The organism is Salegentibacter agarivorans, assembly GCF_900113135.1.
GTDB lineage: Bacteria > Bacteroidota > Bacteroidia > Flavobacteriales > Flavobacteriaceae > Salegentibacter > Salegentibacter agarivorans.
Genome location: NZ_FOOH01000001.1, coordinates 365435 through 380850, shown reverse-complemented (window position 1 = coordinate 380850; position 15416 = coordinate 365435). Strand labels below are relative to the sequence as shown.

Annotated in this window: 16 protein-coding genes; all 16 read right to left on the bottom strand. The window is 34.3% G+C overall.

Going from position 1 to position 15416, the window contains the following annotated elements; all coding sequences use genetic code 11:
• Positions 1 to 12: 12 nt before the first annotated feature.
• Genes BM084_RS01570 through BM084_RS01495 form a run of 16 tightly spaced genes read right to left on the bottom strand, consistent with a single transcriptional unit; the run spans position 13 to position 15252 of the window.
• Positions 13 to 1191: a glycosyltransferase gene (locus BM084_RS01570; protein ID WP_143083609.1), complete on the bottom strand. Its 1179-nt coding sequence runs from the start codon at positions 1189 to 1191 to the stop codon at positions 13 to 15.
• A 17-nt stretch (positions 1192 to 1208) separates the two neighbouring features.
• Positions 1209 to 2126, bottom strand: coding sequence for a glycosyltransferase family 2 protein (locus BM084_RS01565; RefSeq protein WP_093302309.1), 918 nt, complete (start codon positions 2124 to 2126; stop codon positions 1209 to 1211).
• A complete protein-coding gene (locus tag BM084_RS01560) occupies positions 2123 to 3136 on the bottom strand; it encodes an ATP-grasp domain-containing protein (protein WP_093302308.1) in 1014 nt (337 codons plus the stop codon). Before BM084_RS01560 ends, BM084_RS01565 begins: the two co-directional genes overlap by 4 nt.
• A 56-nt stretch (positions 3137 to 3192) precedes the next feature.
• Positions 3193 to 4368 (bottom strand): pyridoxal-phosphate dependent enzyme, encoded by a 1176-nt coding sequence (locus BM084_RS01555; protein ID WP_093302306.1) that lies wholly within the window; start codon positions 4366 to 4368, stop codon positions 3193 to 3195.
• Positions 4346 to 4606, bottom strand: coding sequence for a hypothetical protein (locus tag BM084_RS01550; protein WP_093302303.1), 261 nt, complete (start codon positions 4604 to 4606; stop codon positions 4346 to 4348). Before BM084_RS01550 ends, BM084_RS01555 begins: the two co-directional genes overlap by 23 nt.
• A gap of 4 nt (positions 4607 to 4610) precedes the next feature.
• On the bottom strand, positions 4611 to 5681 hold the full coding sequence (locus tag BM084_RS01545; protein WP_093302301.1) for a DegT/DnrJ/EryC1/StrS family aminotransferase: 1071 nt from the start codon (positions 5679 to 5681) through the stop codon (positions 4611 to 4613).
• Complete coding sequence (locus tag BM084_RS01540) at positions 5678 to 6364, bottom strand: sulfotransferase (protein WP_177195638.1); 687 nt, start codon at positions 6362 to 6364, stop codon at positions 5678 to 5680. Before BM084_RS01540 ends, BM084_RS01545 begins: the two co-directional genes overlap by 4 nt.
• The gene (locus BM084_RS01535) at positions 6361 to 7797 is read right to left on the bottom strand and encodes a lipopolysaccharide biosynthesis protein (protein WP_093302297.1); all 1437 of its coding nucleotides are present in this window, start codon (positions 7795 to 7797) and stop codon (positions 6361 to 6363) included. Before BM084_RS01535 ends, BM084_RS01540 begins: the two co-directional genes overlap by 4 nt.
• Entirely contained in the window at positions 7797 to 8663 is an 867-nt protein-coding gene (gene rfbA, locus BM084_RS01530) for a glucose-1-phosphate thymidylyltransferase RfbA (protein WP_093302478.1), read from the bottom strand. Before rfbA ends, BM084_RS01535 begins: the two co-directional genes overlap by 1 nt.
• Positions 8664 to 8673: 10 nt before the next feature.
• Positions 8674 to 9723 carry a dTDP-glucose 4,6-dehydratase gene (rfbB, locus tag BM084_RS01525; RefSeq protein ID WP_093302294.1) on the bottom strand — a complete coding sequence of 350 codons (1050 nt, stop codon included), beginning with the start codon at positions 9721 to 9723 and terminating at the stop codon, positions 8674 to 8676.
• Positions 9724 to 9749: 26 nt separating this feature from the next.
• Complete coding sequence (locus BM084_RS01520) at positions 9750 to 11006, bottom strand: sulfate adenylyltransferase subunit 1 (protein WP_093302290.1); 1257 nt, start codon at positions 11004 to 11006, stop codon at positions 9750 to 9752.
• 43 nt (positions 11007 to 11049) lie between these two features.
• Positions 11050 to 11955, bottom strand: a complete 906-nt coding sequence (gene cysD, locus BM084_RS01515; protein ID WP_093302287.1) for a sulfate adenylyltransferase subunit CysD — start codon at positions 11953 to 11955, stop codon at positions 11050 to 11052.
• Positions 11952 to 12551, bottom strand: a complete 600-nt coding sequence (gene cysC, locus BM084_RS01510; RefSeq protein WP_093302476.1) for an adenylyl-sulfate kinase — start codon at positions 12549 to 12551, stop codon at positions 11952 to 11954. The genes cysD and cysC overlap by 4 nt, the downstream gene beginning before the upstream one ends.
• Before the next feature lies 1 nt (position 12552).
• A complete protein-coding gene (locus BM084_RS01505) occupies positions 12553 to 13008 on the bottom strand; it encodes a DUF2061 domain-containing protein (protein WP_245764319.1) in 456 nt (151 codons plus the stop codon).
• Positions 13001 to 13798 (bottom strand): 3'(2'),5'-bisphosphate nucleotidase CysQ, encoded by a 798-nt coding sequence (gene cysQ / locus BM084_RS01500; RefSeq protein ID WP_093302281.1) that lies wholly within the window; start codon positions 13796 to 13798, stop codon positions 13001 to 13003. The genes BM084_RS01505 and cysQ overlap by 8 nt, the downstream gene beginning before the upstream one ends.
• A gap of 59 nt (positions 13799 to 13857) precedes the next feature.
• Positions 13858 to 15252 (bottom strand): UDP-glucose 6-dehydrogenase, encoded by a 1395-nt coding sequence (locus tag BM084_RS01495; protein WP_093302279.1) that lies wholly within the window; start codon positions 15250 to 15252, stop codon positions 13858 to 13860.
• Positions 15253 to 15416 lie beyond the last annotated feature (164 nt).

The following is a 15416-nucleotide window of genomic DNA, read 5'->3' as shown; positions in this document are numbered from 1 at the left end:
GAAAAGAAGACATCAAAAAATATCTGAATAATCGGTTTTAGTTCTTTTAGAATTTTCTAGAGCTAAATTTTCAGAAAATTTATTCCGGCTCGATCTATCAAAAAGTGAAAATAGTTGGGTTGTTAAACTTTCAACATCTGTATTTGCAATAATTCCGGTTTTTCCTGATTTTATTAAATTTTCAGAGCTAGCAAAATTTGTTATAAGAATTGGTTTATTAAATACTTTTGCCTCAGCAACTGTTATACCATACCCCTCATGCAATGAAGGTTGGACATATATATCACAATCCTTCATAAATTTGTACGGATTTGATTTTAATCCTAAGAATTTAACATAATTGGATAAGCCCATTCTGCCGACAAGATCTTTGATAGAATCTTTTTCTATTCCCTCCCCTATTATATACCATCTAAATTCCTTATCTGTCTTTTCTAATAAGTTTTTTACAATTTCAGGAATAAATTTATGCCCTTTTTCTTTCGTCAATCTTCCAACAGTGAGAATTCTTATTCCATCAAAGCCATCATTAAACGTTTCTCCAATATCTGATTTTTTTAAAATCTCCTCGTCAGTAATAATATTTTCAAAAATCTCAGTTTTTTCACTTAAATAAGGAAAAGCTTTTAAAAAAGAAACCTTTGAGCCACCTGATACACAATAGATCTTATCGAATTTTGGGTAATATTTATTACCAAAAAATCCATTAGATATCACTTTTGGCACATCAAAATGGATCCATTGAATTTTATACTCAGCTTCAATTTTTTCAGATACTAAATAAGTGATAAAGTCTGAAGGACCAGCATAGGCCACCGCAATATCATAAGTTGATATATGAATTTGCTTTGCGGCAAATTCATATATTGGATCCCAATTATTACTAATCTTAGCCTTTAAATAGGACCTACAGAGACCAATTCCACTTTTAATTTTGAATTCCTTCAAAAACTTTCTTATAGATTGTAAAGGCGGTAATGTTATGATTTTTTTCATTTCATGGAAATTATCCAAATACTCCAGATCCACCCAATCAGGAACTTCACTTAAATACCCTCCATAATTCTCAAGCATCAAAATAGTAATTTTATATTTTGACCTATCTAGAGTATATAACAATGAAAGTAAAGACTTTTCCGTCCCACCAATATTCATATTATGTATTACAAAAACTATAGACTTCTTTTCCAAATTTATTTTTTTAAAATTTATTTTTTGTAATTTAAAGTAGCTGCGACATTTATCTTTAAATTATTAATAGAATAAAAATGCTTCCTATCTTTTTTACAAAGGTATTTGTTATATAACCACAAATTTTGGAAATTCCTTGTTTCGTAAAATAATCCTAAATATGTATTTGCGATATATTCATAGTTCAATTTTTTATATTTACCATTAAAACATATGCTCATTAATTTATGGTGCTTTATCATTTTATTCTTTGCTTTTACAGAATTATTTTTTTCTGATAAAAGTGCTCCCTCACCATGTCTTCTGTAAGTAACCATATAATCAGACATTCCATACAGTTTACCTTTCTGGGCTAGAATTAAAAATAAAATGATATCTCCATATAGAAATTGTTTAAAAATAGATTCATAAAATTTATTATTAATTAAATGATCTTTTCTAAACAAAACCGAAGCTGTCGGAATCGTCCAGTTTTCAATTATTTCGAAACCATTAAATTCTCTAGATTTATTTATAATCTTCAACCCTCTACTTATACCTTTATCCTTTAAAACTTTGGCATTGCTAAAAACCAATGAATATTTTTCATTTCTTTCCAAGAAATCAACCTGTTTTTGTAACTTATATGAATCGGTCCAATAATCATCACCTTCGCATAATGCAATATATTTACCTCTGGCTTTTGGAAAAAGATAATGTATAAGTGGTTTTTTTCCCTGTGAATATTTGTTTTCAGTTTGGTAAATTACCGAAATTCTATCATCTATTTTCTCATATTTCCGGAGTATCTTGGCTGTAATATCGGTTGACGCGTCGTCATGGATTAAAATTTCGATAGGAAAAGATGTTTTCTGAATCAAAAAACCTTTCAAAGTCTCTTCCACGTACTTCTCTTGATTGTAAGTAATACAACAAATACTAACTAATGGCTTCATTGCTTTTTAATTTTAACCGGTTGTATGTCTTTAATCATTTCAACTTCGTATTCCATATACAAGTCTTCTGGATTGTAAACGTGAGATTGTATTAAGTCAATAAGAACTTTAGGTAAATTTGCTCCTGCCAAATGGGTAAAAGGATAGCCACCGCCAAACCGGCAATTCATTTCTAAAACATATAATTGATCTGTGGTAATAAACCAGTCACTATCTAAATTACCTATATGTTTTAATTTCTCTGATAATTTCTTTCCTAGCTCCTGAAGTTCCTGATGATTTTCTGTAACCGAACTATCGGTTTCCCCAGAGCGCATTGCTGTTTTTTTCTTTACAAAAGTTTTCAGGTACTTTCCATCCAAGTCATTAAAAATGTCCAAACCGTATTCTTCTCCGTTAATACATTCTTGTATAAGTATTGCGCGATCAATTTGGGCTTTAGATTCAAATTGTAAATAGGATTCCTCGATCTCTTTTTTCACCTTTTTATAAAAAACTTCTAATTCTAGTTGGTTCTCGGCTTTATATATTCCGATAGACCCCATTCCCCATCGGGGTTTTATAATTAAAGGAAAAGCTAAAATATTTTTTTTAAAATCGTTTTGAGCCTCTCCATAATCTATATAGGTTTTGGGCGTATTAAAACCATTTTCTATTAAAAAGTTATAAGAGCTCCATTTGTCATTGCAGATTTGGGTCACTTCATAATCAGAAACTATAACAGTCACCCCGTTTTTTTTAAACAAATCTTTTGCCTTAGCAAGCACCGGCAAATCGATATCAAAAAGTGAGATAATTACACTGATTTTTTTTTTCTTAACAAAACTGAGTAAAAACGGAATATAACTTTCTTCATAGATCAATGGTGTGATAACAAAATCATCAGCAATATTTAAAGCAGAAGAAAACGTTGAATTTGAAGCGTACACGATTCCTTTCCCTTTTAGAGCTTGTTTGAAATATTCTACTAAATAGGTCCTTCTTCCCGCAGAAGTCAATAATACATTCATGCTATAACTAATTCAATCTTATTTTTTATTTTACAACTTTTGGATGTAGGTTGTTTTTATACTGCGGATGAACTCAATAAATTCATAAGCCCACCGGTGTGCCAAAATACCACATTGCTGTTTTCCTCTATCGTACCTTCTTCTATAAAGGATTTCATGCCATAAAAAGCCTTACCGCTATAGGTTGGATCAAGCACCAGTCCTTTTTTTATAGCTTCCTGAACTGTTTCAATCAATTCCGGAAAAACGGTTTCATATCCCACTCCACATTTACTAGTGTCAAAAGTAATGGTATCTGGAAGATCGATGCGATTATCTAAATACTCATTTAGCTCACGCATGCTCTTTAATATCTCTTCTTTTCCCCTTTTTTCTTCTCGCGCCACGGAAACGCCAATTACCTTACATTCTGGATAAAAGTGCCTAATACCAATTTCCAACCCTGCTTGGGTAGTACCGGTGCCACTTGCAACCATCAGATAATCTGGAATGGTATTTCCCAATTGTGATCGCAACTCTTTTACGGCCTCATAAAAAGCCAATGCGCCCTCAACAGAATGACCTCCACCCCATATATAATAGGGCTTGAGACCTTCTTTTTCGAGATCGCTTATCGCATTATCCATAGCCTCTTTTACGTCAGCTTGCTTCACAAACCTAATTTCAGCTCCCGACAACTCCATTAGTTTCAAATTCCCTTCATACCTCTCAGGTTTATCACCGTGGATTATTAAAATAGTTTTCCATCCCAAAGATGCTGCATAAAGAGCAGTTGCGCGACAATGATTCGATTGTGCCCCACCGGCTGTTACTACGGAATTGTAATTTTGATTTCTTGCTTTATCCAATATAAAATCCAGTTTTCGGGCCTTGTTTCCTCCCCCAAATTTGGGGTATAAATCATCACGCTTGATGAAAAGGTCAATGCATAGTTCCCTACTCAATTCTTTGTGATATTCCAATGTGCTAGTGTAAAAAGAATCTTGTTCAGAATCAATTTCCCCCAACAAACGAAACATTTTCACGCTTTTTACCCCTCCGTTTCTATCGTTAACAACTTTATTAACCATAAACCTGTTTTTTTGATAAAAATTTTGAGCAGGACTACCTTGCCAGGTTTCAAGGGATAGTTTTTCAAATCCTTTTTTTCTTAAATAAGAAATTAAAGTATTCATCATTATACCAGCAATACCCTGCCCTCTATATCTTTTAATAATACCAATAATTGGCAAATAGGCCTCTTTTTTTTAGAAGATCATTTGCGTAGAAAGCAGTCATTCCTATTAATTCTTCGCCTAACATAGCTAAAATGAAGGTCGCATTGGAATTTAATTTTCCTGCATAAGTTTCTAAAGAAACTTTACTACTTAAAGAAGGTTTAAAATCATCATCAATTTCACTTAAAAAGTTCCTTACACACTCACAACCCGGACTTTCCTTGCTTGTAATAATCTCAATACGGTTACTCATAATATTATCCCAAGTTATGCAATTCAACAATTTTCTTTAATTCATTAGGTTTTAATCCTGCATAGAGTGGCAGACATAATACCCTGGAAGAAATTGCTTCGGAAACCGGCATTTCTATATAATCGATATAACTCAAGGTATTTAAAGAAGGATAAAAATACCTTCTTGGATAAATTTCTTTCTCATTCAAGGATCTTTGAACTTTTAAAAGAGTTTCTTCATTTTCAAAAGTTACCGGATAGTAGCTATTATTACAATTGGTCCCTTCACGTATTTTTAGCTTTTGAAGCTTTGAAAAATCCAGGTTTTCATTATAAAAGTCTACAATTTTTTTACGTGCTTCTAAAATTTTATTCATATAGGGAAGTACACTTAAGCCCATCGCCGCCTGCAGTTCGCTCATTTTGGCATTAATCCCCACTCCGTAAAAATCTTCCGGGCCGTTATGCCCAAAATTATGGCTATAAAATAACTGATGATTTAATTCCTCATCTTTACAAAACATAGCCCCACCCTCTCCGGTATGAAACAACTTGGTAGCGTGAAAACTACAGGTACTTACATCTCCGTAATTAAATATACTTTCACCTTTATATTTCACCCCAAAGCAATGTGCAGCATCATAGATAACCTTAAGATCATACTTTTGAGCAATTCTCTCTATTTCTTCTACATGACAAGGATTTCCAAATACATGGGTAGCCAGAATAGCCTTGGTTTGGGGAGTAATAGCTGCTTCTATTTTTGTTTCATCTATGGTAAGATACTCCGGATGGATATCCACAAACACCGGCTTACAATTTTCCCATACAATGGCCGAGGTGGTAGCTACATAACTAAAAGGCGTGGTAATCACTTCTCCTCCCGCAGCCAACACCTTCAAAGCTATCTGAATGGGCAAGGTTCCGTTAGTGGTTAAGGTTATATTTGTAACTCCCAATTCGGTTTTTAAATTAGTTTCCAATTCCTTTACAAGTTCACCACGGTTAGTAAGCCATTGATATTTCCATATACGCTGTAGATGTTGATTATACTCTTCAATTGGCGGAAAAAATGTTTTTGTTACAGGGATCATTGCTTATTTATTTCTGAGGTTTTGTTTTCCCAGGGAAAGTCTTCTCTTTGAGATTTCAATCCTAAAAATTCTGTTAATTTTTTATAGGCCCCTTTTTCAGCTACATTTAAAACCAAAAGGTCCTGAGGTCTATGTCTGAAATAATCTTTTACTATTTGATTATGCCGAATATAACTTTCTATTAACTCCTTCTTCTCATAGGGATTATCTTCGGGAGTGGCATAGCTCCAACGGTTAGCTTGCCAGGGCCAACCTTCTCCCAGATAAAATGCTTCCTGAAGATCTTCCTTAGTAGGAATTCTACCATCCTTTCCCCATAGTCGAGCATGAAAATTTACTAAAGAGTTATACCACTGTTCCGGTGAATCTCTTACAGTTAAAATAAATTTACTATTAGGAAAAGCCTGATCCATTACTATAAAAGTATAATGTTTACTAAATGGAATATCCTGAAAAAATTGAGCTTCTTTACAATAACTAATCAGCTTTTTAAAGTTTCTTTTACTCCAATCCTCCATCAACATTTCCGCTCTGGTTTGATCTCCCACAACAAAGCCTAAATCTTTCATCGCAGTCTTTAGGGAGGTAGTCCCGGTTTTATTATTTCCAATTCCAAAAATCTTTGGTTTATCATGGAGAATAATCCTATTTTTTAAATAATATAATTCACTTTTTATATTCATTTTTTTCGAAGAATTAAAATTAACTTTTGTAGGCCTTCAAATTTTAGTAAATAACTAATAGTGAGGTAAAGGATTGCCCCCAGTAATCCGCCGATCATTAGTCGCAATAGATCACTATAATCAAATAAAACCTTTGTATCCAAAACATAGATAATACTCCCAACAAAAAATGCTAAAACATAATTAAAAGACACATCTTTTAATTGGTTAAAGGGTGAATAGTTAATCATTTTATTGGTATAATAGGTGTTCATGAAAAAATTAATAATTGACAGGATAACTTGAGTGAATAATAAAGCATATATGTCAAATTGCATAGCTAATAATACACCACAAAATAGCAACCCCTTCTTTATTAAAGATAGTTTCAGAAAAAGGTCGCTTCTACCTTTAACCAATAATACATTCATATTATAGGAATTTAAGGGTTGTAGCAAACCTGCAACAACCAGTATTTGAAAATAGGGAACAGCCGGCAACCATTTATCCGTTAATAAGAAAACAAAAAAGGGCTTTGCAATTACCAACAGTAAAATTAATACCGGCGCAATTACATATGTCACCATTTGAATGATGTCTTTATTAACCCTTCTTAACCGATCATTATCATCTTGAATTGAAGAAAATAGTGGATAGGTTACTCTTCCAAGTACCGCCCCAATATTAGAAGTAGGTAAATTTTTTATGGAATTTGCCCGATTATAGTATCCTAATTGAGCTGTTGAGAATACCTTTCCTATAACAATAGTATAAATATTGGCAGAAATAATATCCAATAACCCGGTTAAGGTCATTTTAAAACCAAAATTAAAATGATATTTAAATTTAGGGATACTAAAAACCCTAGAAGGTTTCCAACCCGAATAAAACCAGAATTGGATTGTTTTTATGGAAGTTTGAATAATGGTCATATATACCAAACTCCACACCCCATAACCGTAATAAGCCATCAAAACACCGGCAATACCACCAATAATTAAAGAAGGCAAAGAAACAAGCATTTGAGTTTTAAAGTCCATCTTCTTCGTCAACCGAGCAATTTGCACGGTACTAAACGCCTGGATAATAAAAATCAGACAATAAATTCTAATAATTTGGATTAAAATAGGTTCTTCAAAAAAATTGGCAAACAGTGGAGCTATCACATAACTAATAAGATACAAAAGTATACTGGCTCCAAGGTTAAAATAAAAAACCGTAGAAAAATCCTCCTGGTCAGCATTTTTAGTTCTAATTAAGGAATTTGCTAAACCACCATCATAGAGTAAGGTGCCTACCCCCATTAAAATGTTGATCATGGCAATGAGACCAAATTCCTCAGGAAGAAGAATTCTTGCCAGTATAACAGAAATACCAAAAGAAACAATCTGACTTCCAAATTGTTGAGCAAATGTCCAGTAAGATCCTGAAATAGCCTTTTGTCGTAATGACATTATAGGTTTTTTACTAATTGATTTAAATAAACACCATATGGAGATTTACCATATTTTTTGGAAAGTTTTATCAAAGACTTTTCAGAAATAAACCTTCTTTGGTATGCAACCTCTTCAATACAACCAATCATAGTACTTTGTCTATTTTGCAGTACTCTTATAAACTCCGTAGCATCGTCTAAAGATTCTACTGTCCCAGTATCAAACCAGCTCATTCCCCGGGTCATCTCCCCTACTTCTAACTCACCAGATTCCAAGTACATTTCGTTAATGCCTGTAATCTCTTTTTCTCCCCGTGCCGAAGGTTTTACATTTTTAGCAAATTCTACAACCCTATTATCATAAAAATACAGGCCAGGAACTGCATATTTTGATTTTGGCTTTTCCGGCTTTTCTTCAATACTAATAGCCTTATTATTTTCATCAAATTCTACCACACCGTACCTTTGGGGATCTTTAACCGGATAAGCGAAAATAGAAGCGCCTTGAATGTCAATTTTACTTCTTAGAAGGCTACCTAATCCATTCCCGTAAAAGATATTATCCCCAAGAGCTAGGGCCACTTTATCATCTCCAATAAAGTCTTCTCCTATAACAAAAGCTTCAGCCAATCCATTTGGTTCTTTTTGAACCGCATATTCAAAATTACAACCTAGTTCAGAACCATTACCCAATAGTTTTTTAAAAGACTCTTGGTCGTGTGGGGTGGTGATGAAAAGAATATCTTTTATCCCTGCTAACATTAAAACAGATAATGGATAATAAATCATAGGTTTGTCATAAACAGGTAATAATTGCTTACTTACCGATATTGTGATTGGATATAAGCGTGTTCCACTTCCTCCTGCTAGAATTATTCCTTTCATATATAGCTTCTTACTTATATTGTTTTTTATAATATTCTTGGTATTTTCCACTTGTAACATTTTCAAGCCACGCCGTATTGGACAAATACCAGTCGATTGTTTTTTCAAGTCCCTGCTCAAAGCTAACATTTGGTTTCCAACCCAATTCTTTATTAATTTTAGAGGCGTCTATAGCATACCTTTTATCATGGCCCGGTCTATCATTAACGTGGGAAATTAATTTAGCTGATTCACCTTGTTTTCTATCTAATTTCTTATCCATAAGCTCACAGAGCAAATGAATTAAGTCTATATTCTGCCATTCATTAAAGCCACCAATATTATAGGTTTCCTTAATTTCACCTTTATGAAAAGCAAGATCAATAGCTTCTGCATGGTCCTTCACAAAAAGCCAGTCCCTGGTATACTTACCATCTCCATAAACTGGAAGTTCTTTTTTATTTACAATATTATTGATGAATAGTGGTATTAGTTTCTCAGGAAACTGATTAGGACCATAATTATTTGAACAATTCGAAATAATATATGGAATTCCATAAGTTTCACCATAAGCCCTTACAAAATGATCCGAACCGGCTTTAGAAGCGGAATATGGAGAATTGGGATCATAAGCAGTGCTTTCTGTAAATAAACCTTCTTCTCCTAAAGTTCCATAAACTTCATCGGTACTTATATGGTAGAAAAGCTTATTAGTATAGTCACTCCAATATTTTTTAGCGGCATTAAGTAAATTTAATGTCCCAATAATATTTGTCTTTACGAAAATCAAAGGATCATTTATGGACCGGTCCACATGAGATTCGGCTGCCAGATGAATTACATTATCGAATTTATATTTTTCAAAAAGTTCATTAATTGCTTCAGCATTATTGATATCTGCTTTCAGAAATGTGTAATTCTCATAGTTCTCGACATCTTTTAAACTCTCTAAATTCCCGGCATAGGTTAATGCATCCAGGTTAAAAATATGATAATCTGGATATTTATTTACAAATAATCGAATAACATGTGAGGCTATAAAGCCAGCGCCTCCAGTTATTAATATTCTATTTTTCTTCATAAAAATTAGTTCAGATAGCTTTTTTATTAAACAATCATCCCCGCCGCAACGGTTTCGTTGGTGCTTTCATCAATCAAAATAACACTCCCGGTATTCCGATTGTCTCTATAAGAATCCAACATTAACCGCCGCGTGGTTCTTATTTGCACCCGGGCGATGTCATTCATCTCTAAATTAGAATCTTCGCTATTACGTTCAAAGGTGTTAATATTCATTTTATAGACCACTTTTTTTATCATCGCCCTTTCTTCATTTGAAGTATGCATTATAGTATATTCGGCGCGTGGTTTTACAGGATCATTATTTAACCAACAAAGCATCACATCAAATTCCTGTTCCTGCTCCGGCTGATTATTCTTCTTTACGATCATATCACCCCGGCTAACATCAATATCATCTGCCAAAGTAAGCGATACAGACATTGGTGCGTATGCTTCCTGTACTTCTTGATACCCGGCATTAATTGACTTTATACTAGAGGTAAAACCTGAGGGCAGAACAGCAACCTCATCTCCTGTACGGTAAATTCCACTAGCAATTCTCCCGGCATAACCCCTGTAATCCCTAAATTCAACACTCTGCGGTCTTAATACAGTCTGCACAGGGAAACGGGCATCAATTTTATTAATATCACTGCTGATATGCAAATTTTCCAAAGTACTAAGCAAGGTACCATTCTGATACCACTTCATGTTTTCAGAGCGATTTACTACATTATCTCCCAACAGAGCACTAATTGGGATAAAACGTACATCTTTCATTAAAAGTTTCGAAGAAAACTCCTCAAACTGCCCAATGATATTATTATAAACCTCTTCCGAATAATCTACGAGATCCATTTTATTGATACATACAATTAGGTGTGGAATATTCAGCAATGAAGCTATAAAAGAATGTCGCTTGGTTTGCTCAATTACTCCGTGACGTGCATCAATTAAAATAACTGCGGCATTGGCCGTTGAAGCACCGGTCACCATATTTCTGGTATATTGGATATGCCCTGGAGTATCAGCTATAATAAATTTACGTTTTGGGGTAGTGAAATATCGATATGCCACATCTATAGTAATCCCCTGCTCTCTTTCATCTTTAAGCCCATCGGTAAAGAGCGCCAGGTCAACACCATCATGGCCTTTTTTCTCACTAGTTTTACTTACAGAATCCAATTGGTCTTCAAATATAGACTTAGAATCGAATAAAAGTCTACCTATTAAAGTACTTTTCCCGTCGTCTACACTCCCTGCGGTGGTAAATCGTAATAATTGATTATTGTGTATTTCCATTTCTTTAGCTTTCTGCTTTAAGCTTATAGCTTATAGCTGTTTTTTAAAAATATCCCTGTTTCTTCCTATCCTCCATTGCAGTTTCGCTGCGCTTATCATCAGATCGGTTCCCTCTTTCGGTTTTACGCATTGCAGAAACTTCTAAAGCAATCTTATCCAGGGTATCTGCTTCAGATTCTATACCCCCAGTTATAGTAATATCACCAAGAGTTCTAAACCTTATTTTCTTTTTCTCTACCTTTTCACCTTCTTCAAGTTTTAAATATTCGGAAACCGGAATCCAGGAATTACTGCGGAACACCACTTCCCGCTCGTGAGCAAAATACAGGGAAGGGATACTAATATTTTCACGTTTAATATAATTCCAAACATCCATTTCAGTCCAGTTACTAATAGGAAAAGCCCTGAAGTGTTCACCTTCAAAATGTTTTCCATTTAAAAGGTTCCATAATTCTGGACGTTGATTTTTAGGATCCCACTGTCCAAAGTCGTCACGATGACTAAAAAAGCGTTCTTTTGCCCTAGCTTTTTCCTCGTCTCTTCTTCCCCCGCCAATAGCACAATCTACCTTGTTAGTTTCAATAGCATCAAGCAGGGTTGTAATTTGCAAAGCATTTCGGGTGGCATTTTTACCTTTTTCTTCGGCTACGCGGCCCTTATCTATTGATTCCTGTACAGAACCTACAATTAATTTTACCCCAAGTTTTCCAACCAACTCATCTCTAAACTGAATAGTTTCAGGAAAATTATGCCCGGTATCAACGTGCATTAATGCAAAAGGGATTTTACTTGGATAAAAAGCTTTTTTAGCTAAATGGGTAATTAGAATTGAATCTTTACCGCCTGAAAAGAGAATTACCGGATTTTCAAATTGCGCCCAAACTTCGCGCAAAATATAAATCGCTTCTGATTCTAATTCGTCTAAATAATTTAAATAATATTTGCTCATTGTACTGAGATTTTCAGTTTATCTTCAAGATGTAAAACTATTCTTTTTAAAGCGTCTTCCAAATCTTCTTCCTCTGTTTTTATTTCTAAATCAGGGTTTGCCGGATTTTCATATGGAGCATCAATTCCAGTGAAATTCTTAATTTCTCCAGCCCGGGCTTTTTTATATAATCCTTTCACGTCACGCCGTTCACATTCTGCTAAAGAAGTGTTTACAAACACTTCGATAAAATTATCCTCCCCAATAATATTTTTAATCAATTCCCGGTCTTTTTTTAGTGGAGAAATAAAAGACGCTATTATTACCGATCCTGATTCCACAAAGAGTTTTGCAACTTCAGCGATCCGGCGAAGATTTTCCTGACGATCCCCAGCTGTAAAACCAAGATTATTATTTAGACCTTTTCTTACGTTATCACCATCCAATGAAAAGGTTTTAATTCCCTTTTTAAATAATTCATTTTCCACTAGGTTGGCTATAGTAGATTTTCCAGAACCTGATAGACCTGTAAACCACACTACAAAAGAATCATGACCGTTTGACTTATTTCTATCGGTTTTCTCGATATGAAAATCATGTGGAATTATATTCTCCATATTATTCATTAGCAGTTTGTTCTTGTAACTCTCTTTTTCGTTCTCTACGTTGTTTCAATCCATAATCTATCTTATACCACCCACGCTCATGAAAATAATACAATATCATTTTAGTAATTACTTCTGCACCTCCAACCTTCAACCCAACCATTGGATCTCCAGAAATCAACCAAGCCAAGATCATTGTATCAATTGTTCCAACTATTCTCCAGGTTACCGTTTTAGCTATATGTCGTTTTTTACTATCGCCATTTTTAGTAATTCCGGCTCTGATTTTAAACCATATCCTTTCGTGGATATAGTAAAAAATCATTTTAGTAATTACTTCAGCAAAACCTATTTGAAGGCCCGTTAATGGGTCACCAGAAATTAGCCAGGCAAGCAGAATTGTATCTGCTGTACCGATAATTCTCCAGGTAATACTTTTGGCAATATGTCTTTTGTATGACCTACCCAAGTTTAGATACCAAGAAATAATTATTTAGTAAATTTTCCCTATTATATTTTAATTCCTCTGAAGTACCTGCATCAATAACATTTAAGCCAACAGCATTACAAATCGCCTGACCTGCTGCAGTATCCCATTCCATGGTGGGTGCAAACCTTGGATAAACATCCGCCTCTCCTTCAGCTAACAGACAAAACTTTAAAGAGCTCCCTTTAGAAACTATTTTTACGTCCTTGTTATACTCTTTTTTAAGGGCCTCAATATAATTCCGCGTATCTTGATTCATATGTGAGCGGCTACCCACAACTTTTATTTTATCACCAATTAACGAGGGATTAATTCGCTTAAAATCAGATTGTTGAAATTCAAATTTAGCATGATCAATAACTCCTTTATAACTTTCTTGATTTATCACATTTCCAAAGTAAAGCTCATTTTTAGCAGGTACATATATAACTCCAAAAACCGGTTTTTGGTTTTCAATAAATGCTATATTAACTGTAAACTCCCCATTCCTTTTAATAAATTCTTTTGTTCCATCTAAAGGATCAACAATCCAACATCTATTCCAGTTTTTCCTTTCTGCAAAATCGAGTTGTTTGTTCTCCTCACTAATAATTGGAATACCTGTAGGTAATAGAAAAGAATTTATAATATCATTTGCCTGGTTATCGGCTATGGTCAGAGGAGAATCATCAGACTTCGATTCTACTTGGAAATCTTCGTTTTCATAAATTTCCATAATTCTCTTCCCTCCCTCGACCGATGCTTCAATTGCAATTTTATATATTTCCTTCATATATATTTAAACATAAGTTTGAATTATTAGCGCTATATCCATAATTCAGTAATGAATTTTTAACTTCCTATCGCATAAAACTCAAATCCAATCTTTTCTTTCGTGGATCTTTCAAGCAATCTTCTACCATCAAAAAGAAAAGCTGGTTTTAGCATTTCTTTATAAATTTTTTCCCAATCCAAATCTTTAAATTCATCCCATTCAGTTAAAACAGCGATGGCATGAGCGCCCTTTGCTGATTCATAGGCTGTATTTACCACTTTTACTTTTGCTTTATTTTCTTCAGAAGAACGGGTGTTTAAATAATCCAGGTCGGCATAAATTTGCTCTGTCTTCACCTTAGGATCGTAAACCACGATCTCAGCCTGTTCATTCAATAAGTAATCAGCAACATAGATTGCAGCCGACTCCCGGGTATCGTTGGTGTCTTTCTTAAATGCCCATCCCAACAGAGCGATTTTCTTTCCTGAAACAGTATTGAAAAGAGTTTGTACGATTTTAGCTGCAAATCTTCTTTTTTGATGGTCATTCATTAAAATTACCTGTTCCCAATAATCAGCTACTTCATGTAAACCAAAAGACTTTGAAATATAAACCAGATTCAAAATATCCTTTTGAAAACAAGAACCCCCAAAACCGACTGAAGATTTCAAAAATTTAGAACCTATTCTGGAATCCATTCCTACAGCTTTAGAAACTTCATTTACATCTGCCCCTGTTTTCTCACATAATTCACTCATCGCGTTTATACTGGAAACTCGTTGCGCTAAAAAGGCGTTTGCGGTAAGCTTAGATAATTCAGAAGACCAAACATTCGTAGTTAATAATTTTTCTCTTGGCACCCAATGCGCATAAACATCTACTAAAGCATCTACCGCTTTTTTCCCTTCAGTAGTATCAATATCACCTCCTATAAGCACACGATCCGGATTCATCAAATCATCTACCGCGGTACCTTCTGCTAAAAATTCAGGATTGGAAAGAATTTGGTAATTTACACCGTTCCCTGTATTATCAAGAATATTTTTTAAAGCTTCTGCTGTACGAACCGGTAAAGTAGATTTCTCTACTACTATTTTGTCGGTCTTAGAAACTCTTGCTATCTGCCGGGCACAAAGTTCGATATACTTTAGATCGGCAGCCATTCCTTTCCCAATACCATAAGTTTTGGTTGGCGTATTCACCGAAATAAAGATCATATCGGCCTTATCGATTGCTGCATCAACATCAGTAGAAAAAAATAAATTTCTATCGCGAGCTTCTTTTACTACATTCGATAAACCGGGTTCATAAATTGGAATATTCTCTACATCTTCATCATTCCAGGCTTTTATTCTCTCCTCATTTATATCTACCACGGTTACGTTTATTTCAGGACATTTTTGAGCGATTACCGCCATTGTAGGCCCGCCTACGTAACCTGCGCCGATGCAGCATATATTCTTGATCTTCATTATTCGTTATTCGTCAGTTCGTAATTCGTTAACGTCAGTTCTTGAATTTGTGCGAACGTAGATTCGTTAATTCGTGAGTTTGTGAAATCATTAGTTTGTAATTCCGTCTATTAGTAAACTAATCTATTCTTTCGCGAATTTACTCGTTTGATTTTCTTAAATAT

Excerpts from the sequence above, each read along its gene's own strand:
- BM084_RS01560 (WP_093302308.1), bottom strand. The coding sequence starts at position 3,136 with ATGAATGTATTATTGACTTCTGCGGGAAGAAGGACCTATTTAGTAGAA.
- BM084_RS01520 (WP_093302290.1), bottom strand. The coding sequence starts at position 11,006 with ATGGAAATACACAATAATCAATTATTACGATTTACCACCGCAGGGAGT.
- cysQ (WP_093302281.1), bottom strand. The coding sequence starts at position 13,798 with ATGAAGGAAATATATAAAATTGCAATTGAAGCATCGGTCGAGGGAGGG.
- BM084_RS01535 (WP_093302297.1), bottom strand. The coding sequence starts at position 7,797 with ATGTCATTACGACAAAAGGCTATTTCAGGATCTTACTGGACATTTGCT.
- BM084_RS01495 (WP_093302279.1), bottom strand. The coding sequence starts at position 15,252 with ATGAAGATCAAGAATATATGCTGCATCGGCGCAGGTTACGTAGGCGGG.
- cysD (WP_093302287.1), bottom strand. The coding sequence starts at position 11,955 with ATGAGCAAATATTATTTAAATTATTTAGACGAATTAGAATCAGAAGCG.
- BM084_RS01550 (WP_093302303.1), bottom strand. The coding sequence starts at position 4,606 with ATGAGTAACCGTATTGAGATTATTACAAGCAAGGAAAGTCCGGGTTGT.
- cysC (WP_093302476.1), bottom strand. The coding sequence starts at position 12,551 with ATGGAGAATATAATTCCACATGATTTTCATATCGAGAAAACCGATAGA.
- BM084_RS01545 (WP_093302301.1), bottom strand. The coding sequence starts at position 5,681 with ATGATCCCTGTAACAAAAACATTTTTTCCGCCAATTGAAGAGTATAAT.
- BM084_RS01540 (WP_177195638.1), bottom strand. The coding sequence starts at position 6,364 with ATGAATATAAAAAGTGAATTATATTATTTAAAAAATAGGATTATTCTC.
- rfbA (WP_093302478.1), bottom strand. The coding sequence starts at position 8,663 with ATGAAAGGAATAATTCTAGCAGGAGGAAGTGGAACACGCTTATATCCA.
- BM084_RS01565 (WP_093302309.1), bottom strand. The coding sequence starts at position 2,126 with ATGAAGCCATTAGTTAGTATTTGTTGTATTACTTACAATCAAGAGAAG.
- rfbB (WP_093302294.1), bottom strand. The coding sequence starts at position 9,723 with ATGAAGAAAAATAGAATATTAATAACTGGAGGCGCTGGCTTTATAGCC.